The sequence below is a fragment of the Corallococcus sp. 4LFB genome (genome assembly GCF_046520365.1).
Taxonomy (GTDB): Bacteria; Myxococcota; Myxococcia; order Myxococcales; family Myxococcaceae; genus Corallococcus; species Corallococcus caeni.
On the sequence record NZ_JBKGHJ010000143.1, the window covers coordinates 1 to 17,159 of the forward strand.

Annotated in this window: 19 protein-coding genes; 7 read left to right on the forward strand and 12 right to left on the reverse strand. The window is 71.1% G+C overall.

Features of this window, described 5'->3' with window-relative positions:
- Nucleotides 1–295: MarR family winged helix-turn-helix transcriptional regulator (locus tag ACLEQD_RS17360; RefSeq protein WP_410385361.1), on the reverse strand; the 295-nt coding region annotated here is incomplete at its 3' end.
- Between the two features lie 104 nt (nucleotides 296–399).
- On the opposite strand from ACLEQD_RS17360, the gene ACLEQD_RS17365 reads away from it, so the two are divergent.
- The 4 genes from ACLEQD_RS17365 to ACLEQD_RS17380 all read left to right on the forward strand — a co-directional run bounded on the left by ACLEQD_RS17365 (nucleotide 400) and on the right by ACLEQD_RS17380 (nucleotide 4,355).
- A complete protein-coding gene (locus ACLEQD_RS17365; protein WP_171413193.1) occupies nucleotides 400–561 on the forward strand; it encodes a hypothetical protein in 162 nt (53 codons plus the stop codon).
- Between the two features lie 34 nt (nucleotides 562–595).
- Nucleotides 596–1,351, forward strand: a complete 756-nt coding sequence (locus ACLEQD_RS17370) for a ZIP family metal transporter (protein WP_410385363.1) — start codon at nucleotides 596–598, stop codon at nucleotides 1,349–1,351.
- Nucleotides 1,352–1,547: 196 nt separating this feature from the next.
- Entirely contained in the window at nucleotides 1,548–2,519 is a 972-nt protein-coding gene (locus ACLEQD_RS17375; protein ID WP_410385365.1) for a M91 family zinc metallopeptidase, read from the forward strand.
- A 126-nt stretch (nucleotides 2,520–2,645) separates the two neighbouring features.
- The gene (locus tag ACLEQD_RS17380) at nucleotides 2,646–4,355 is read left to right on the forward strand and encodes a hypothetical protein (protein ID WP_410385367.1); all 1,710 of its coding nucleotides are present in this window, start codon (nucleotides 2,646–2,648) and stop codon (nucleotides 4,353–4,355) included.
- A 2-nt stretch (nucleotides 4,356–4,357) separates the two neighbouring features.
- Here the strand turns inward: ACLEQD_RS17380 and ACLEQD_RS17385 are convergent, their stop codons facing one another.
- From ACLEQD_RS17385 to ACLEQD_RS17410, 6 genes are all read right to left on the reverse strand, one after another.
- Nucleotides 4,358–4,861 (reverse strand): hypothetical protein, encoded by a 504-nt coding sequence (locus ACLEQD_RS17385; protein ID WP_410385368.1) that lies wholly within the window; start codon nucleotides 4,859–4,861, stop codon nucleotides 4,358–4,360.
- 69 nt (nucleotides 4,862–4,930) lie between these two features.
- Nucleotides 4,931–6,325 (reverse strand): hypothetical protein, encoded by a 1,395-nt coding sequence (locus tag ACLEQD_RS17390; protein ID WP_410385370.1) that lies wholly within the window; start codon nucleotides 6,323–6,325, stop codon nucleotides 4,931–4,933.
- A 12-nt stretch (nucleotides 6,326–6,337) separates the two neighbouring features.
- Complete coding sequence (locus ACLEQD_RS17395; RefSeq protein ID WP_410385372.1) at nucleotides 6,338–7,615, reverse strand: MFS transporter; 1,278 nt, start codon at nucleotides 7,613–7,615, stop codon at nucleotides 6,338–6,340.
- A gap of 11 nt (nucleotides 7,616–7,626) precedes the next feature.
- Complete coding sequence (locus ACLEQD_RS17400; RefSeq protein WP_410385374.1) at nucleotides 7,627–8,364, reverse strand: dienelactone hydrolase family protein; 738 nt, start codon at nucleotides 8,362–8,364, stop codon at nucleotides 7,627–7,629.
- A gap of 198 nt (nucleotides 8,365–8,562) precedes the next feature.
- Nucleotides 8,563–9,105 (reverse strand): hypothetical protein, encoded by a 543-nt coding sequence (locus ACLEQD_RS17405; RefSeq protein WP_410385376.1) that lies wholly within the window; start codon nucleotides 9,103–9,105, stop codon nucleotides 8,563–8,565.
- A gap of 86 nt (nucleotides 9,106–9,191) precedes the next feature.
- A complete protein-coding gene (locus ACLEQD_RS17410; protein ID WP_410385377.1) occupies nucleotides 9,192–9,419 on the reverse strand; it encodes a hypothetical protein in 228 nt (75 codons plus the stop codon).
- A gap of 306 nt (nucleotides 9,420–9,725) precedes the next feature.
- Between ACLEQD_RS17410 and ACLEQD_RS17415 the strand changes: the two genes are divergently transcribed.
- Genes ACLEQD_RS17415 through ACLEQD_RS17425 form a run of 3 tightly spaced genes read left to right on the forward strand, consistent with a single transcriptional unit; the run spans nucleotide 9,726 to nucleotide 11,374 of the window.
- On the forward strand, nucleotides 9,726–10,058 hold the full coding sequence (locus tag ACLEQD_RS17415; protein WP_410385379.1) for a hypothetical protein: 333 nt from the start codon (nucleotides 9,726–9,728) through the stop codon (nucleotides 10,056–10,058).
- Nucleotides 10,055–10,840 (forward strand): alpha/beta fold hydrolase, encoded by a 786-nt coding sequence (locus tag ACLEQD_RS17420; protein ID WP_410385380.1) that lies wholly within the window; start codon nucleotides 10,055–10,057, stop codon nucleotides 10,838–10,840. The genes ACLEQD_RS17415 and ACLEQD_RS17420 overlap by 4 nt, the downstream gene beginning before the upstream one ends.
- An 18-nt stretch (nucleotides 10,841–10,858) precedes the next feature.
- Nucleotides 10,859–11,374: a GNAT family N-acetyltransferase gene (locus ACLEQD_RS17425; protein ID WP_410385382.1), complete on the forward strand. Its 516-nt coding sequence runs from the start codon at nucleotides 10,859–10,861 to the stop codon at nucleotides 11,372–11,374.
- A 9-nt stretch (nucleotides 11,375–11,383) separates the two neighbouring features.
- On the opposite strand, the gene ACLEQD_RS17430 is transcribed toward ACLEQD_RS17425, so the two are convergent.
- From ACLEQD_RS17430 to ACLEQD_RS17450, 5 genes are all read right to left on the reverse strand, one after another.
- Nucleotides 11,384–11,761 (reverse strand): hypothetical protein, encoded by a 378-nt coding sequence (locus ACLEQD_RS17430; protein WP_410385384.1) that lies wholly within the window; start codon nucleotides 11,759–11,761, stop codon nucleotides 11,384–11,386.
- A gap of 124 nt (nucleotides 11,762–11,885) precedes the next feature.
- On the reverse strand, nucleotides 11,886–12,668 hold the full coding sequence (locus tag ACLEQD_RS17435) for a hypothetical protein (protein WP_410385386.1): 783 nt from the start codon (nucleotides 12,666–12,668) through the stop codon (nucleotides 11,886–11,888).
- 60 nt (nucleotides 12,669–12,728) lie between these two features.
- Complete coding sequence (locus tag ACLEQD_RS17440) at nucleotides 12,729–15,455, reverse strand: PQQ-dependent sugar dehydrogenase (RefSeq protein ID WP_410385388.1); 2,727 nt, start codon at nucleotides 15,453–15,455, stop codon at nucleotides 12,729–12,731.
- A gap of 53 nt (nucleotides 15,456–15,508) precedes the next feature.
- Nucleotides 15,509–16,048 (reverse strand): hypothetical protein, encoded by a 540-nt coding sequence (locus ACLEQD_RS17445; protein ID WP_410385390.1) that lies wholly within the window; start codon nucleotides 16,046–16,048, stop codon nucleotides 15,509–15,511.
- Nucleotides 16,049–16,239: 191 nt separating this feature from the next.
- Nucleotides 16,240–16,794 carry a hypothetical protein gene (locus ACLEQD_RS17450; RefSeq protein WP_410385391.1) on the reverse strand — a complete coding sequence of 185 codons (555 nt, stop codon included), beginning with the start codon at nucleotides 16,792–16,794 and terminating at the stop codon, nucleotides 16,240–16,242.
- Nucleotides 16,795–17,159 lie beyond the last annotated feature (365 nt).

The following is a 17,159-nucleotide window of genomic DNA, read 5'->3' on the forward strand; positions in this document are numbered from 1 at the left end:
CGCCGGGAGCGGCGTCGCTCTGGCTCGTGGCGCGCCGCACCAGGCCGCGCTCCTCCAGCGAGCGCGCGGCGCGGCTCACCGGCACCTTGTCCATCCGCGTGCGCTGGACCAGCTCCCGCTGCGAGCGCTCCCCGTCCTCGCCCAGGACGGCGATGAGCCGCCACTCCTGCGTGGAGAGGCCGTCCTCGGCCGCGTACACGCGCGCGATGCGCTGGCTCACCACGTTGTCCGCGACCGACAGGCGATAGGGGAGGAAGTCGTCGAGGGTGAGGCTCGCGGTGCGTGCTTTCTTCATCGGGCCTCCGACTATAGCCAGCGCCGCCCGTCCGTCTGCCCACCGAGGCGAGCGGACGCGGCCTCATTGCACGAGCGGCCAGGGGCGCGGACCTTTCAAGCACCATGGCCACGAGCAAGCAGCGCGCCGCCGGGCGCAAGAACATCAAGAAGGCCGCGACCGCCGCCAAGCGGAAGCGCACGCTCACCAAGCTCCCCAAGAGCACCCGCACCGCCCTGGCCAGGCAGGCCAACAAGGTGAAGCGCTCCAAGGCGAAGGCGCGCTGAGCCGGCCGGACGCGCGGACGGGGAAGGGAAGGGGATGCCGCTCTGGCTCCAGGCCGGACTGTGGGGGTTGCTCGCCGGGAGCGCGCTGCTCGTCGGCGCGGCGGTGGGCTATGCCGCCCGGCTGCCCGCGCGCCTCATCGCCAGCGTGATGGCGTTTGGCGCGGGCGTGCTCATCTCCGCGCTCTCCTTCGACCTGATGGACGAGGCCTTCCACCAGGGCGGCTTCGTCCCCACCGCGCTGGGCTTCCTCGCCGGCGCCGCCCTCTACAGCGCGGCCAACGTCGCGCTCGCGCGCAAGGGGGCGAAGCACCGCAAGCGCTCCAGTGGAAAGCAGCCCTCGGAGGCCCAGCACGGCGGCAGCGGCCTGGCCATCGCCGTGGGCGCGCTGCTCGACGGCATCCCGGAGTCCATCGTCATCGGGGTGAGCCTCATCGCCGGGGGCGCCGTGAGCCTCGTGGCCGTCGTCGCCGTCTTCCTCTCCAACGTCCCGGAGGGGCTCTCCTCCGCCGCGGGGATGCGGCAGGCCGGGCGCTCCAAGGGCTACGTCTTCGGCGTGTGGGGCGGCATCGCGCTCATCTCCGGCCTGGCGTCGCTGCTGGGCTACGTCGTCTTCCAGGGCTTTGCTCCCGGCGTCGTGGCGGGCACCACCGCCGTGGCCGCTGGCGCCATCCTCGCCATGCTCGCGGACACGATGATGCCGGAGGCCACCGAAGGGGCGCACGACCTCACCGGCCTCATCACGGTCGCGGGCTTCCTCGCCGCGTTCATGCTCACGAAGCTGGGCGGGTGACAGGAGCCGCGGGAGCTCCGGGCCCCCTGGTGACAGCGGACATCAGGCGCCTGACGGCAGTCATCAGGGCCGGGCCCCGGGGCGCGGGGCAACCCCCTGGAATCACGAGGACGCCTTGCGTCCCCAGGGCGCTCCGGGGGCGGCACGGCGGTTGCTCTAGGGATGGGCACACGTCATTCCGCATCCGAGGCCCACCATGAAGCTGCGCTCCTCCTCCTTCTCCGTGCCGTCCCTCTCCTCCGGTTCCCGCACGCGCAGCCCCAGCGCGCCCCCGAAGCTGGAGACGCCCAAGACGGTGAAGCCGGAGACGGTGTCGAAGCCGAAGGCGCCCACGGCCTCGGAGCTGCAGGCCGGCAAGAACAACCTCAAGCCCGCGGACCACGGCGTGGTGCACCCGGACCTGCCGGGCATCCGGACCCGCCGTGACAGCGGCCAGTCCGGCGCGGACTTCGCGGACTTCACGCAGGACGCGCGCAACTCCACCAACAAGCTGATGAGCCGCCCCGTGGGCAACCAGATGCTGACGGAGCTCAACGGCCGCACGCCGCACGTGAACCCCGGCGCGACGGGCACGCCGCAGAAGCCGCTGACGGTGGCGGACATCTACTCCGGCCGCAACGAGTCCATGCCCATGTCGCACCGCCCGCGCCACGACGGCACGCTCCAGTCCCTGCGCCCGGCGTACCGCCAAGACGGCCAGGCGGGTACGGGCCAGGCCAGCCGCATCAACTACAACGAGCAGGACCCCGGCCAGCGCTTCAACAGCCTGGGCCACGAGTCCGTCCACGCCTGGCGCGCCGCCAATGGCACGCAGGTGAGCCCGCTGGCGGTGAGCAAGCACTCCGACGCGGACGTCTTCAAGCGCTACCCCGACCACTCGGCCGCGATGAAGGACACCGTGGAGACGCGCCTGCAGCTGCGCGAGGAGTTCGAGACCGTGGGCCTGCGCCCCACGCCGCGCATGCCCAATGCCCCCACGGAGAACGCCATCCGCGCCGAGCACGGGCTGCCCGCGCGCCAGGACTACTCGGGCTTCCGGCCCGGCGCGAACAAGAACGACGCGAACTTCGAGAACTACGACCTGGGCTCGGATGACCGCGGCCGGTTCCAGAAGTTCATGGGCACGCCGTCGCCGCTGGGAAAGATTGTCGGCGACCTGGAGAAGTAGGCGCTCCGTCAGCAAGGGCCCCGGGCAGGGGTGTCGCCGCCAGGACTGACACCCTCCCCGGGTTGGATTGCCGCGCGCGGGGCCACCCCCCACCGTTGCCTTGAGATTGCAGGCCGGGGGGGCCCCATGCGCGCGCGATTCCTGTTCATCCTCATCCCGTCGTTGCTGGCGTCGGGGGCCCATGCCGGAGCGCAGGACCCGCGCCCGCCGGAAGCAGGCCCGGCCGCGCACGGAGCGCATGGCAATCCGTCCGCCCTTTCGAGCATGACGGCGCTCGCGCAGGGGGCCGTCCTCTTCGACGACCTGGGGAACTTCCAGCGCGAGGTGACCACCCGCTCTCCCGAGGCCCAGGCCTTCTTCGACCAGGGCATGCGGCTCACGTATGCCTTCAACCACGACGAGGCCGCGCGCTCGTTCGCTCGCGCCGCCCAGCTGGATCCGTCCTGCGCCATGTGCTTCTGGGGCACCGCCCTGGTGCTGGGGCCCAACTACAACGTCCCCATGCTGCCGGACCGGGCCGCGACCGCGTGGAGCGCCCTGCAACGCGCCCAGGCGCTCGCCCCCTCGGCGTCCCCCGTGGAGCAGGCGCTCATCGGCGCGCTGTCCCGGCGCTACGGAGGGCCGGAGCCCCGCACGCCCGAGCAGATGAAGCCCTTCTCCCAGGCCTATGCCAATGCCATGCGCGACGTGGCGAAGCGCTTCCCGGATGACATGGACGTGCAGGTGCTCTTCGCGGAGTCGTTGATGGACGTCAACCCGTGGAAGCTGTGGACGCTGGAGGGCAAGCCGGAGCCGGGGACGGGGGAGATCGTCTCGCGTTTGGAGTCGGTGCTCGCGCGCGCCCCGAACCATCCGGGCGCCAATCACTATTACATCCACGTCGTCGAGGCCTCGGAGCACCCCGAGCGCGCGCTGCCCTCCGCGGAGCGGCTGCCGGGCCTGATGCCGGGCGCGGGCCACGTCGTGCACATGCCGGCGCACATCTACCAGCGGGTGGGCCGGTACGCGGACGCCTCGGAGAGCAACCGCCGCGCCATCCAGGCGGACAATGCCTATCTGCGCCGGGTGGACCCCATCGGGTACTACCCGATGTACCTGTCGCACAACTGGGGCTTCCTGTCGTTCTCCGCGTCCATGGAGGGGCGGCGCGAGGAGTCCATCCGCGCCGCGCGCGAGTCCTCGGGCGTCCTGCCGCCGGAGATGCTGACGCTGATGCCCGGCATGGACTTCTTCGCCTCGGAGCCGCTGCTCGCGATGGTGCGCTTCGGCCGCTTCGACGCGCTGCTCGACGAGCCCCGGCCGGACGCGAAGTACCCGGTGCTGACGGGGCTGTGGCTGCACGCGCACGGGCTGGCGCTCGCCGCGAAGGGGGACTTCAAGCAGGCGCGCGCGGAGCACGAGGAGCTGGTGACGCTGGCCGCGAGCGTCCCCGACACGCTGACCGCCGGAAACAACTCGGCGAAGGACGTGCTGGACGTGGCGGCCCGCGTGCTCGACGCCTCCATCGCCGAGCGCCAGGGCCGCGCGGACGCGCTGTCGCGCTGGGCCGACGCGGTGCGCGCCGCGGATGGGCTGGCCTACTCGGAGCCCAGTGACTGGTTCTATCCCGTGCGCCACTACCAGGGCGCGGCGCTGCTGGACGCGAAGCAGTACAAGGCCGCGGAGGCCGTCTACCGGGAGGACCTGCGCCGCAACCCCGGCAACGGCTGGGCCCTCTTCGGGCTCACCCAGTCCCTGAAGGGGCAGGGCCGTACGGCGGAGGCCGCCGCCGCGCGGAAGTGCTTCGAGACGGCCTGGGCGAACGCGGACATCGCGCTCACGCGCACGGCCTTCTGACGTCAGCGCGCTCCAGCGCGGCGAAAGCCATACACCCACGCGCCGGCGGCGACGAGCGCGGGCAGCACCACCGACACGGTGAGCGCGCCGAACACGGCGTCGTTGGTGGGCTGCCCGATGAGGTCCACGCCGGACACCCGCAGCCACGCCTTCACGCAGGTGATGCCCCAGTTGGCCCAGTTGGCGACGATGACCGCCCAGGCCAGCCGCCGCTGGCCCACGGGGCCGTAGCGCAGCATGGGCAGCGTCCACGCGACGCCCAGCAGGAAGAACGTGCCCATCAGCGCGTTCAGGTGCGCGGCGAGCGCCATGCGCGGATCCGCCGGCACCTTGCCCGTCATCGCCGCGGAGACGTAGCCGCCGGTGAGCAGGCCCACCAGCATCAGCCAGGCCGCGGCGTGGGCCATGAGCCGGGCCGCGGGCTGGACCTGGGCCTGGCCCAGTGGAACGACGGTGGATTCGGGGACGGCGGCGTCGGAGAGGGGACGGGCGGAAGCAGTGCGCATGGTGGGCGGAGCGCCATCCTCGCACCCGGCCGCGCGCGGACGCCAATCACCCCCTCCTGACTCCCAGCGTCAGAAGCGGGCCTGGACGAGCACGTTGACGCCCACCTCGCTGGCGGGCTGGAGGACGGGCTCGGCCACGCCGGTCACGTCGTCCTCGAACACGGTCCGGTTCGGGTCGTGGGTGTAGGAGACCTCCGCCAGCACGCCGGCGACGGTCCCCAGGTCCCAGCGGGCCGTGGCCTTCGCCGTCACCACCGGCTTCGGGTCCACGCCTCGCGGCAGGATGTTGAGCTGGTTGGGCCCCTGGAACACCGCAGTGCGCGCGGGGCCCGGGACGCCCGCCAGCGCGGTCTGGAACGAGGCGGGCCGGGTAACGCGCACAAGCAGCCCGGGCGTCAGGCCCCAGGCCTGGAGGTGGTAGTCACTGCTCAGCGTTCCGGACACCTCCGCGCGCGTCTCCGCGTCGCTCAGGAAGTCCCGGTACGGAGGGAACCCGGGCACGTCGACCTGGATGAAGGAGAGCGTGCGGACGTAGGCCAGCGCGTGTGCCCGCCAGAAGCCCTGCTTCACCCGCGCCTCCAGGGCCCCGGCTCCCGCCGTCTGCGTGCTCAGTTGGAGACTGCTGTCGGGAGCCAGCAGCCCCTGTGACACGAGGCTGCCCTCCAACGACACGGAGGCGCCAAAGCCTCCCGGGTACGTCTCCGGCTGGAAGAAGCGCTCGAAGAACGTCGGGTCGCCCGAGTAGAGCGTCAGGTCGACGTTGTTCCCCACGGGCTCGCCCCGGTGCCAGAGCGCGCCCAGCGAGGCCCCGCGCACGGGGACATGCAGCTCGATCCCCACGTTGCCGGCGACGGGGACCTGCCCCCGGTCGAGCACGGTGCCCTTCAGGGCCAGCCGCAGCTCGGGTGTGACGTCCAGGAAGCCGCCCGCGAGCAGGGCATATTGGCGGGGGGCCTCCAGCAGCAGGTCATCGGTCACGCGCGCGGACTTGAGCGCCACGAACGCGTCCCATCGCCGGCGCGACAGGCGCAGCTCCAGCGCGGACTCGTTCCCGGTCCGGCGGGCAAAGGCCTGTCGCTCCCAGCTCACCGGCCAGGTGAAGCCCATGTAGAGCCGCGACGTGCTCAGGGGGTGGACCGCCACGGTCAATCCCTCTCCCGCCTCCCATCCCGAGGGCCGGTAGCGCAGCCGGAGGTTGCTGCCGAAGTCCTGCAAGGCAATGCCCTGGGTCAGGGCCGTGGAGAGGAAGAACGACAGCGTGGCTTCCGCGCGCAGGCCCGAAGCAAGCTCCGGCGTATGGCCTTCCAGCGCCGCGTGGAAGGACGTGCCCGAGCCGTCGGCGTCGATGTCCTCGTCGAGGGCCTGGAACGACAGCCGCGCCTGGAAGGGCGCTTCGGTGAGCGTGGGTTCGGGGGGCTGTCCCAGCAGGAGCAGCAGGGGCAGCGTCAGCAGTGGAGCCGTCATGGACGCGCGCGTCTAGCACGAGTCGATGCGGCTGTGGCGCCGGGTGTCCGGCATCACGGTGTAGACGAGCAGCGAGCAGAAGATGCAGGCCGTGACGTACCAGAAGAACCACGCCTCGTGCCCGGCCAGCTTCAGGCGCGTGCCCACGTACTCGGCGGTGCCGCCGAAGAGGGACACCGTCAGCGCGTAGGGCAGCCCCACGCCCAGCGCCCGGATGCGCGCGGGGAACAGCTCCGCCTTCACCACCGCGTTGATGGACGTGTAGCCGGAGAGGATGACCAGCGCGGCCAGCACCAGCAGGAACGCGGTGAAGGCGTCCTTCGTCCGCGTCAGCGCGGTGAGCAGCGGCACGGTGCACAGCGTGCCCAGGACGCCGAACCCCATCAGCACCGGCCTGCGGCCCACCTGGTCGGAGACGAAGCCCAGCACCGGCTGGAGCAGCATGTAGAGGAACAGCGAGCCCGCGGAGATGAGCGTGGCCTCGTCCCGCGTCAGCCCCACGGAGTTCACCAGGAACTTCTGCATGTAGACGGTGTACGTGTAGAAGGCCAGCGTGCCGCCCATCGTGAGTCCCACCACGACGGCGAGCTCCTTCGGGTGGCGCAAGAGCTCCCGCATGGGGTGGTGCCCGGGCGGCCTCGCGGCCTCGCGGGTGAAGGCCTCCGTCTCCACCATGTTGCGCCGCATGTAGAAGCCGAAGATGGCCAGCGCCGCCCCAATGCCAAACGGGATGCGCCAGCCCCACGCCTCCAGCTGCGGGCCCGTCAGGAGCAGCCGCTGCAACACCAGCAGCGTCAGCGTGGCCAGCAGCTGCCCCAGGATGAGCGTGACGTACTGGAAGGAGCTGTAGAAGCCCCGGTGGCGGGAGGTGGCCACCTCGCTCAGGTAGGTGGCGCTGGTGCCGTACTCGCCGCCCAGGGAGAGCCCCTGGAGCAGCCGCGCGAGTATCAGCACCACGGGCGCCATCACGCCGATGCGCGCGTAGGTGGGGCACACGGCGATGACCAGCGAGCCCAGGCACATCAGCGTGACGGACACCGTCAGCGCGGACCTGCGGCCCCGGAGGTCCGCGTAGAGCCCCATCAGCCAGCCGCCCACCGGCCGGATGAGGAAGCCCAGCGCGAACACCCCGGCGGTGTTGAGCTGCCGCACCAGCGGGTCCGCGTCCGGGAAGAACGCCTGCGCGAAGTACAGCGAGAACGCCGAGTAGACGTAGAAGTCGTACCACTCGATGAGGTTGCCCACCGAGCCGCCGAAGATGGAGAGCAGTCGCTGGCGCGTCGCGGACATCCGGCTTGCGCTCAGGCCTTCAGCGTGCGGCTGAACAGGTCCTCGATGCGGCCCCAGTGCGTCTCCGCGACCTCCGCGTTGAACTGGGGCGTGCCCGGCACCGCGTAGCCGTGCTGCGCGCCGGGGTAGAGCTCCGAGCGGTGCTTCACGCCCGCGTCCTTCAGCGCCGCCTCCAGCGTGCGGATGGCCTCCGCGGGCATGGCGTTGTCCTGGTCCGCGTGGCCGAAGTACAGCTCGCCCTTCACCTGGCCCACCAGGCGGTGGGGGCTGTCGGGCGCGTCCGTGGCCAGCCGTCCGCCGTGCGACGAGGCCACCGCGGCGATGCGGTCCGGGAAGTCCGCGCCCATGCGCACGGCGATGCCGCCGCTGAAGCAGTAGCCGGCCACGCCCGCCTTCGGGCCCTTCACGAAGGGCTGGCGCAAGAGGAAGTCCAGCTGCGCGCCCGCGTCCGCCTTCAGGCGCTCCGGCGTCAGCGTGCCGATGAGGGCATAGATGCGCTTGCGGAAGGCCTCGTCGAAGAAGGTGCCCTTGAGCTCCAGCTTCGACGCGGGGGCTTCCCGGTAGAACACGTTGGGAAGCAGCACGACGAAGCCGGAATTGGACAGGCGCCGGGCCATGTCCTCGAAGATGGGCCGGACGCCAAAGGCATCCGTCAGCATGATGACCGCGGGCCATGGGCCGGAGCCTTCCGGCTGGAACAGCTTCGCGTCCATCACTCCATCCGCGGTCTTGATGTCAACGTCCTGCATGGCGTGGGTGACCTCCAGCGCGGGCGGTGCAAGGTGTGCCCGGCGGGAGGGTGACACCACACGCGCGGGCGCCGCGCCATCCGTTTCGCGCAGGACCCCCACCTCCCCGTGCGAAACGGACCCTCGCGACCCTCGCGAGGTGACGTGAAGGCCGGGCCTCCCCCTGGAGCCCGGCCTCCCGCACTCAGGGCCGCGGGACTACTTGACGCAGTTGCCCCAGCCGCGCTTGCTGTTGGAGACGGTCATCTCCCAGTAGCGGGTGCCGCTGTTGTAGTCGATGGACACGCCGTCGGTGTAGTTGCTGGTGCTGAAGTTGCCACCGATGCCGGACAGCATGCAGGCCACGCCGCCCGGGTTGTAGGCCAGGTTGTGCGTGAAGCTGCCCGGGTTGCCCGCGATCCACAGCCAGCCGCCCTGGTCCGAGGGGACGTCCACGCAGAGGGCGCGAGCGCCGCCCGACGCCCCCAGGTTGCCGCCCAGGTACCAGTTGTACCCGTCATTCCAGACGCGGGCGTAGTCGGCGTTGGCCGTGAAGCCGCCCGCGGCCTCCACCTGCGTGAGGAAGCAGCGGCGCGCGGAGGTGACCGCGCCCAGCAGCTTCGCCGCCTGGCCGTCGTACCAGGCCATCTCCGGGGTCCGGTTGGTGGCGGTGTTGATGCACTGGACGCCCGAGCTCAGGGCCTTGCCGTTGCTCTGGTTGACGAAGATCTGCCAGTTGCCCGCGTACTGGTACACGCCCACGCCGGCCCAGCTGGCGCCCTTCAGGTTGCCCTGGACGCCGGTGAGGAAGCAGGTCCGGTTCGTGGAGGTCCCGATGGCCGTGGAGGTCAGGCCGTTGGCGGAGGTGCCCCACCAGTAGGTCCCGCCCAGGCGACACCCTGCTCGCTCGTCGCCAGGGACGCGTCCTCCGGGGCGGCGGTCTCGGCGGCGGCCTCGGCCGGGGCGGCCTCGTTCGTCAGGGCCTCGTCCATCATCGGGTCGCCACCGCAGCCCACCGCGAAGAGGGACAGCGGGGCCGCCAGCAACAGCTTCCGCGCGAAGTGATTCAGGGTCATGTCGGGTCTCCGTTCTGCGTTCGGGAAATGCCAGCGACGCGTCCTGCTGGCCGGGGTTCGTCCCGGCCGGGTCGCCAGCGGGGAACGTGACGGGGCATGAGCAACCGGGATGCCAAGGCCTCGCTCCCGGGGACGCGGCGGCGCGGGCCGCGAGGGACGGCAAGCCTTGCCTGTCCCTGGCGCCCGGGGGCCGGCAAGGCTTGCACGGACGGCAAGCGTTGCATGGGGGCCGGTGGCGGGAGGTGTGTCCGTGCGGGCCTCCTGGCAGGATCCGCGCGGACGTCGGAAGCGGGAGGCAAGGTGGGCATGCATCGCGAAGGCGCGGCCGTGGTCCGGACCCTGATGCTGCTGGGCGTGCTGTGGGGCGCGGGCGCGCGGGCGGAGGTGACGCGCGCGGAGTTCCTGGTGCCCTCGGAGGAGGGCATCGAGGTGTCCGTCCGCGAGGTGAAGGACTCCGGCATGCAGGTGGCGAACCTCGCGCCCCTCATCCTCCTGCACGGCGCGCGGGTGCCGGGGCGGGCCTCGTTCGACCTGCCGGTGGAGGGCGGCTCCCTCGCGGCGGAGCTCGCTCGGGCGGGGCACGCCGTGTACCTCATGGACGCGCGCGGCTATGGCGGCTCCACGCGGCCCTGGCCATGAGCACGCCCGCGAAGGGCCGGCCCCTGGTGGGCTCGCACGAGGTCGTCCAGGACGTGCACGCGGTGGTGGCCTGGGTGAAGGCGCGCACGGGGCAGCGCCGCGTGGGGCTGGTGGGGTGGGCCACGGGCGGGCACTGGGCGGGCATGTACGCCAGCCTCCACCCGGACGACGTCAGCCACCTGGTGATGCTCAACGCGCTGTACGCGGGCAGCGCGGAGCACAAGGTGCTGGGCAGGGGCACGGACTTCGAGGATCCGAAGCGGCCGGGGCGGTTCAACGCGGAGGGCATCGGCGCCTACCGGTGGAACACGGGCGCGTCGCTGATGGCGGTGTGGGACCGGCAGCTCCCGGCGGAGGAGGCGGAGCGGGCGAAGTGGCGCGACCCGGAGGTGGCCGCGTCGTTCCAGCGCGAGGCGCTCGCGAGTGATCCGCTGGGGCCCTCGCGCACGCCGTTCGCCTTCCGGGCGCCGACCGGGGCGCTGGAGGACAGCTTCTACCTGGCCACGGGCCGGCAGCTCTGGGACGGGGCCTCCATCACGGCGAAGGTGCTGCTCGTGCGCGCGGAGCACGACTTCTGGAGCCGGCCGGAGGACGTCACGCGCCTCCAGGAGCACCTGAACCACGCGGCCAGCGTGAAGGCCGTGGTGCTGCCGGGCGCGACGCACTTCGTGCACCTGGAGCGGCCGGAGCGGGGCCGCCGCGTCCTCATGGACGAGCTGCTGCGCTTCACCGGCGCCCGCGTCACGCCCGCGCCGAAGCCCTTGAAGCCGGCCGCGCCGTGAGCCGCTAGACTGGCGCGGATGATTTCCATCCGGAGACTCGAACAGGCGACCCCCGGGCAGCAGCGGGCCCTGGCCGAGCTGCTCATCGACTCCGTCGAGGGAGGCGCGTCGGTGGGCTTCCTGCCGCCGCTCTCGCTGGACGCGGCGGTGGAGTACTGGCGGGGCGTCCTCGCGGCGCTGGGGCCGGGGTTGGTGCTCTGGGTCGCGGAGGTGGACGGGCGCATCGACGGCACCGTGCAGCTCGCGCCGTCCCTGCGTCCCAACGGGCTGCACCGCGCGGAGGTGCAGAAGCTGCTCGTGCACTCGCGGGCCCGGGGGAAGGGGCTCGCGTCACGGCTGCTCCAGGAGCTGGAGCAGTTCGCCCGGGGGCAGGGGCGCACCCTGCTGGTGCTCGACACGCTGGCGGGCTCGCAGGCGGAGGCCGTCTACCAGCATTGCCAATGGCAGCGCGCCGGGGAGATTCCCGACTGGGCGCGGCACACCGACGGCGAGCTGCACCCCACGGTCCTCTACTTCAAGCGCCTCAGCCCGTAGCCCTCACGGTCAGGGGTGGTAGGGGTACCGCGCCAGGACCTTCCCTTCTGGCGATACGGCATACAGTTCGTACCAGTGCGCGGAGGGATTGAATCCAGGTGCCGCCCAGCCGCACTTCTCGACGCGCCGGTTGATCTGCACGAAATACAGACCGCCGTGCTGGGCGACGGAGACCTCCATGGCCTTGGCGGTATACGAACAGTCTTTCGCATACTCCTTGGGAAAGCTCGCCAGCAGCCGCTGCAGGGCCGCATGGGCGGCGAGGATCGCCGGGCCATCCAACGTTGCCAGGGGGCGCAGGTCCTCAGGCCACTCAATCCCCTCCGCGACGAGAGGCGCGCGAGGGGTGGTGCCTCCGTCGGCGTTTGCCGCAACGGCGGAGGACACGGGGCTCCCCCCATCCCTTGTGGCGGTGCCGGAAGGGGCGGGAGGTGTGCCTCCATCCAGCAGGAGCGTCATGAGAAGGACGTGGTGGGGAAGTCTCATCATGGGGACAGGCTCCAGGGAACTTCTACCACTTCAACTCGGGCGAGCAGCGAGGCAGCAGCATGCGGGGGCTGCGCATGCCGGAAGCCTCTGGTGGCTGACAGTTGGCCTGGAAGTCCCAATGCGCCGTGTCCTCATTCCACTGGAAGACTTCCCCTGCGGGGTTCCACTTGTAGAAGCGGGGCTCGTCCTTGTGACCCGTGGCGAGCCAGGCCCAGGCGGGGATCAACCGGTTCCTTGAATCACGCGCCAGCAATCCATCCGGGCTTGCCGCATAGGACACCATCGTCCACAACCCGTCGGCCATCTTCACTGCGGGGAATTGGGTCAGGTCGTCACTGCTCATGCGCGTCGAGCAGGGGTGGTTGTGCGCGAAGCCGATGATGGGCACGCCCCGACCAAAAGACTCATCGTCGACGCCGCCAAAGGGAGGCTGGCAGGAGCTGCGCTCCTTCAGCAGGTTGCGGATGGGCCATGAAACACGCCAGTCCTGCGGCGTCTTGTAGAGGGCGACACAGTATTCAGCCGCATCCGGCCGTGGACCGCCGGTGTTCGGGTCGCAGGCGTCCGCCGCTCCCGGCAAGGCCATCAGGGCTCGGAGCGTTGGCAGCACCAGGTCATCCGGAATCGTGTCTGAGTCCGATACGACGGTCGGGACGTTCTCGTGCGGCCATGGCCCAGGGGCCACCGCGAGGTCGAACCGACCTTCCAGGATGGGCAGCTCGGAGCGCAGGTAGTAGAGGCGACGGCCCGCGCATCCCAGGGCCAGTAAGAACAAGAGGGTGCAGGTCCGTCGCAATGCGGGCATGGCTCCTCGGGATGGTGGGCTGCCGGACTGACCGTGCGGTCAGCTGCCGCGAATATGTGCTCACTCCGCCCGCGACCGCTTGCGACGGGTCGCCAGCGCGACGAGCGCCAGCCACGCGAGCGGGGCCACGGGGGCCGCGCCGCAGCCGCAGCCGGAGTCGTCCCCGGGCGGAGGCTGACTCGTGCCCCCGTCCGTGTTCCCCGTGCCCGCGTCGGTGCCGGCATCCGGCTCGCAGCTCCCGTCCCCGACACACACCGTCGCCGTGGCCTCGCCCTGGGCTCCGTTCGCGTCCACCACGACGAAGCGCACGGTGTGCGGGCCCGGCGCCAGGCCCGTGGTGTCCCAGCGGTTGTGCTCGCCACCGAAGTGGAAGTGGTTGTCCGAACGGATGTCTGTGTGTTCCAGCGTGCCGTCCACGTAGAACTCGGCGCGGGTGCAGCCCACGTCGTCCACGCAGTCGCCGAAGAACTCCGCCGTGGCGCCGGACACGCGCTCGCCCTGGGTGGGACGCGTGAGGACGGCGCGCGGCGCCTCATCCGCCTTCGCGGTGAGGCTGAAGGCCTGCTCCGCGTCCGGCGGCACGCCGTTGGCCACGCGCACGCGCACGTCCACGGTGCCCAGCGCGGAAGGCGTCCAGGTGATGAGGCCGGTGGCCGCGTCGATGCTCATGCCCTGCGGCACCGTGCCCTCCAGCGAATAGGTGGGCGCGGGCCGGCCCACCGCCTCCACGTCGTAGCGGTACTCGACCCCCACCACGGCGGTGGTGACGGGGGTGGAGGAGAGGGCGGGCGCCAGCGGCTCGTCGTCCGCCTCCACGGCCTCCAGCGTGCGCGCGTCCAGGCCCGGCATGGCCACCGTGATGGTGGCCACGCCGTCCACGTTGTCCGCGTCCTGCGCGGCCTGGAGCGTGACGGTCCGCGGCGTGCTCCAGTTGGAGACGGTGAACGTGAGCGTGGCCCCGGAGGCCACGCTGAGGTCCGCGTCTCCCTGGGTGGGCGCCGTGGTGACGGTGACGCTCGACGAGGGGCGCGCGGACAGGGCCACGGTGAAGGGGGCGGTGCCTCCCTCGGGCACGGAGAGCCTGGCGGTGGACAGCACCAGCCGGGGCGAGTTGTTGTCGATGGTGGTGGCCACCACCGGCTCGCTCTCCAGGCCCTCCGACGACACGTTGAAGGTGGCGACGTCCGCGTCCGCGTCCTCGTCCTCCGCCGCCTCGAGCACGACGGCCCGCGGCGTGCTCCAGTCCTCCGGAGAGAAGGTGAGGGTGTCACCGCCCACGAGGCGCAGGTCCTCGGAGCCGCCCAGGGCCCGGTCCACGCGCACCGTCACGGGCGCCGTCGGCGCCTGGGCCAGCCGCACGGTGAAGGCCGCGCGGCCTCCCTCCATCAGGCGCAGGTGGAGGCCCGACACGACCAGCTTCTGGCCGGTGGCCGCGGGCGCCACCCGCCGCACGACGCCGGTGGTGTACCCGAGCGCGTAGAGCGCGCCGTCCGGCCCCACGCTCAGGTCCACGTTGGAGCTGAAGCCCGTCCCCCACGCGTCCACCGTCGCCACCGAGTCGTCCGCCGCGAGCGTGGCGCGCGTCAGCTGGCCGGAGTTGAAGTCGCCGAAGAAGTAGTTGCCGCGGTACTCCGGCGGGAAGAGGGTCGCGTCGTAGAAGGTGCCGCCCGTGATGGAGCCGCCCAGGGCCTGCGTCGTCGCGGTGCCCCCGCCGCTCGTCGCATCCGGCAGGCCCGGCTGGTCCACCGTGAAGGTGGTGGTGCCGGGCGCGTTGTTGGCGCTGGCGACGTAGAAGGTGCCGTTGAAGCCCGTGTCCCCCACGCCTTCCAGGGTGAGCTGCTCCCCCTTGCGGAAGCCGTGCGCCCCCGTGGTGGTGAAGGTGGTGACGCCGCCGCTGCGCACCGCGCCCGTGGCGGTGACGTTGCGCGTCTCCACCCCATTGGTGCGGTACTTGATGACGGGGGTGATGGAGTCGGCCGTGACGGGCTGGTTGTTCTCGTAGTCGTCGTAGCCGGCGTGGCTGCGCCGGCTCACGACGAAGACCTGCTCGTAGTTCGTGCCCACGCCGTTGACCCACAGCCGCCCGCTGGTGGGCTGGAACGTGAAGGTGAACGGATTGCGCAGGCCGCGCGCCCAGATGTATTCGTTGTTGGGGCCCACGCCGTCGTTGAACGGGTTGTCATTGGCGGGCGTGCCGTCCAGGTTGGCGCGGCCCACCTTGGCCGCCAGCGACGTCAGGTCCGCGTCCACGCCGGTGCCGTTGCCCAGGTCGCCAATGGCCCAGTAGAGCTTGCCGTCCGGGCCGAAGCCCAGCCCGCCGCCGTCGTGGTTCTGGCCGTTCGTGGGCAGCTTCGTGACGAGCTCCGTGCGCGCGATGCCCGTGCCGTTGGAGTCCGTGTAGCGGACGATGCGCTGCTCGGACGCGGAGACGGTGACGAAGAAGTAGACGTACCGGTTGACCACGTAGTTCGGGTCGAACGCGATGCCGATGAGCCCGCACTCGCTGTTGGTGTGGACCGAGGGCTCCGTGGCGAACGTGCGGGTCACCAGCGTGGAGGTGCTCGGCTGCGTCTCCAGCACGCCGTCCTTCAGTGCCACCGTGCGCACCACGCCGTTCTTCAGCGTGATGAACAGGCGCCCCGAACCATCCGGGGCCCACGCCATGCCCGTCGCCGGGGTCAGCTGGTTTGACGACTGGCTGGTTTCCACGAAGCCGGCGGGCACCGCGGCCCGGGCTGGCGAAGACATCATCAGGAACAGCAGCGAGGCCATGAGGGGGGTACGCATGGCCCCGAACCTACCGCACCCGCAGTGGGCCCGAGGCCCACGCGGAGGAACCCCTACCGCGTCGCGGTGAAGTTCCGCTGGATGAGGCACTCAGGGATGCCGGCGTCACTTGCGGGGTGGACCGCCAACTCATACTCGCCCTCGATGCTCGCGGGGGCCGAGGCCTTGTCGGGCGCGGGCGCCAGCACCTTCGCCTCGAGACGGACGGAGTAGAAGCCCTTGTCGTCCGGCAGGAGCCGGTTGCCGTAGAGGTTGAGGCTCAGGCTGTGCTCGCCGAAGTAGAGGCCGGTCAGCTCCACGTCATTGAGTGTCGTCGTGACGGTAGGGTTGTCGAAGGCCAGCACGAGCGGGCCCGTGGGCAGTCCCAGCCCCAAGGCCTCGCAGTCGGCGCTGGGAGGCGAGCTGTCCGTGAACTGGAGGTGATAGGAGCCCGCGATGGCGCAACCGTCCTCACATTCGGAGGGGCCGCTGTTACAGCCCGGGTTCCCCAGGCCGCTGCCCATCGTCATCATGCCCATTGCGAGCAGCACGGGAACGCGGAGGAACGTGACGGCCTTCAGGGAGCGGGCGCTGCGCGGGGACTCGGTGTGCATGGAAACTCCGGGTGGAAGCGGGGAGGCGCGAGGATAGCCCAAGCGCCTGCTCGTCTCCGTACCCGGAGCCCGTCATGTTTCACGTCAAGGTGTCACGCGCTACAGCGTGGCGTTGCCAGACACCACCGCGATGAAGTTGCTGGAGAGCGGGGTGCCGGTGGACGGCTGCGCTGGGGTCCACTCCCGTGAAGTCAGGGCTGGCGAGACGCCACGCTGGGCGCCGCGACCATGGCCTGGCTGAACTTCCGGGTGCCGTCCGAGAAGGCGCCCCGTGCGACCTCTTGCCCGGAGATGCTCAGCACCTGGACGAACACGCGGCCGAAGCCCTTCTCCAGCCCCATGGCCTTGTGCGGCTCTCCCTTGGAGTCCGCGACCATGTAGAGCGAGGAGTCCAGCTCCGGGGGAGGCGCTTCGCCCTTCTCACGGAACAGGTCCTTCATGGCGGAGAGCGACTCGTCGTGGCTCTTGCGGAGCTCCCCGCGCGCCATGCCCTTGAAGAGGCCCGGGACGTCGCGCAGGTCCACGTGGATGACGACGATGGGCTTCTTCTGGCGCACGTCATAGAGGAACTGGGAGGCATGCTGGCGCAGCTCCTCCCGGGTGCTCTTGTTGGCATAGAGCACCAGGGTGGGGCGGCCCTGCCCGATGGGCACTTCCTTGCCGAACACGTCCTTGAGTTCAGCGGCGGCGGCCGGGAGTGCTCCCAGCAGTCCGAGCAGGCAGGTCAGCAGTGCGGCCTTCTTCATGCAGTGGCTCCAGAAGTTGATCAAACGCATTGGGTCCACAAACAGCGCCATCTCCACCCTGAATCCCGAGCGGTGAATTCAAGCCCGTGCCGGTGACGGCTGCTCAAGAGGGGACGGGGAGCCGGGTGACAGAAGGGCCGCCCCCCGGTGTTCGACCCGCCAGCATCCACTTCGCTGGAGGTCACGGACCCTGGGCAGCTCATGCCTGTCCCGCCGCTGACGCCCCCGTCAGCGCAGGCCGCTGCCCAGCACGGCGCGGAAGACGGCCTCCACCTCCTGCGCGTCGACGCCCAGCTCCCGGGCCACGCGCGGCGCACGGCGAGCAGCGCCTCCGTGCGCGCGGGCTCGTTGCCGGACCCTGCGCG

Bases quoted from the DNA above. Each gene is read 5' to 3' on its own strand.
- ACLEQD_RS17400 (WP_410385374.1), bottom strand. From the start codon at position 8,364: ATGCAGGACGTTGACATCAAGACCGCGGATGGAGTGATGGACGCGAAG.
- ACLEQD_RS17425 (WP_410385382.1), top strand. From the start codon at position 10,859: ATGATTTCCATCCGGAGACTCGAACAGGCGACCCCCGGGCAGCAGCGG.
- ACLEQD_RS17415 (WP_410385379.1), top strand. From the start codon at position 9,726: ATGCATCGCGAAGGCGCGGCCGTGGTCCGGACCCTGATGCTGCTGGGC.
- ACLEQD_RS17450 (WP_410385391.1), bottom strand. From the start codon at position 16,794: ATGAAGAAGGCCGCACTGCTGACCTGCCTGCTCGGACTGCTGGGAGCA.
- ACLEQD_RS17375 (WP_410385365.1), top strand. From the start codon at position 1,548: ATGAAGCTGCGCTCCTCCTCCTTCTCCGTGCCGTCCCTCTCCTCCGGT.
- ACLEQD_RS17380 (WP_410385367.1), top strand. From the start codon at position 2,646: ATGCGCGCGCGATTCCTGTTCATCCTCATCCCGTCGTTGCTGGCGTCG.
- ACLEQD_RS17420 (WP_410385380.1), top strand. From the start codon at position 10,055: ATGAGCACGCCCGCGAAGGGCCGGCCCCTGGTGGGCTCGCACGAGGTC.
- ACLEQD_RS17440 (WP_410385388.1), bottom strand. From the start codon at position 15,455: ATGCGTACCCCCCTCATGGCCTCGCTGCTGTTCCTGATGATGTCTTCG.
- ACLEQD_RS17410 (WP_410385377.1), bottom strand. From the start codon at position 9,419: ATGACCCTGAATCACTTCGCGCGGAAGCTGTTGCTGGCGGCCCCGCTG.
- ACLEQD_RS17435 (WP_410385386.1), bottom strand. From the start codon at position 12,668: ATGCCCGCATTGCGACGGACCTGCACCCTCTTGTTCTTACTGGCCCTG.
- ACLEQD_RS17390 (WP_410385370.1), bottom strand. From the start codon at position 6,325: ATGACGGCTCCACTGCTGACGCTGCCCCTGCTGCTCCTGCTGGGACAG.
- ACLEQD_RS17370 (WP_410385363.1), top strand. From the start codon at position 596: ATGCCGCTCTGGCTCCAGGCCGGACTGTGGGGGTTGCTCGCCGGGAGC.
- ACLEQD_RS17385 (WP_410385368.1), bottom strand. From the start codon at position 4,861: ATGCGCACTGCTTCCGCCCGTCCCCTCTCCGACGCCGCCGTCCCCGAA.
- ACLEQD_RS17395 (WP_410385372.1), bottom strand. From the start codon at position 7,615: ATGTCCGCGACGCGCCAGCGACTGCTCTCCATCTTCGGCGGCTCGGTG.
- ACLEQD_RS17365 (WP_171413193.1), top strand. From the start codon at position 400: ATGGCCACGAGCAAGCAGCGCGCCGCCGGGCGCAAGAACATCAAGAAG.
- ACLEQD_RS17445 (WP_410385390.1), bottom strand. From the start codon at position 16,048: ATGCACACCGAGTCCCCGCGCAGCGCCCGCTCCCTGAAGGCCGTCACG.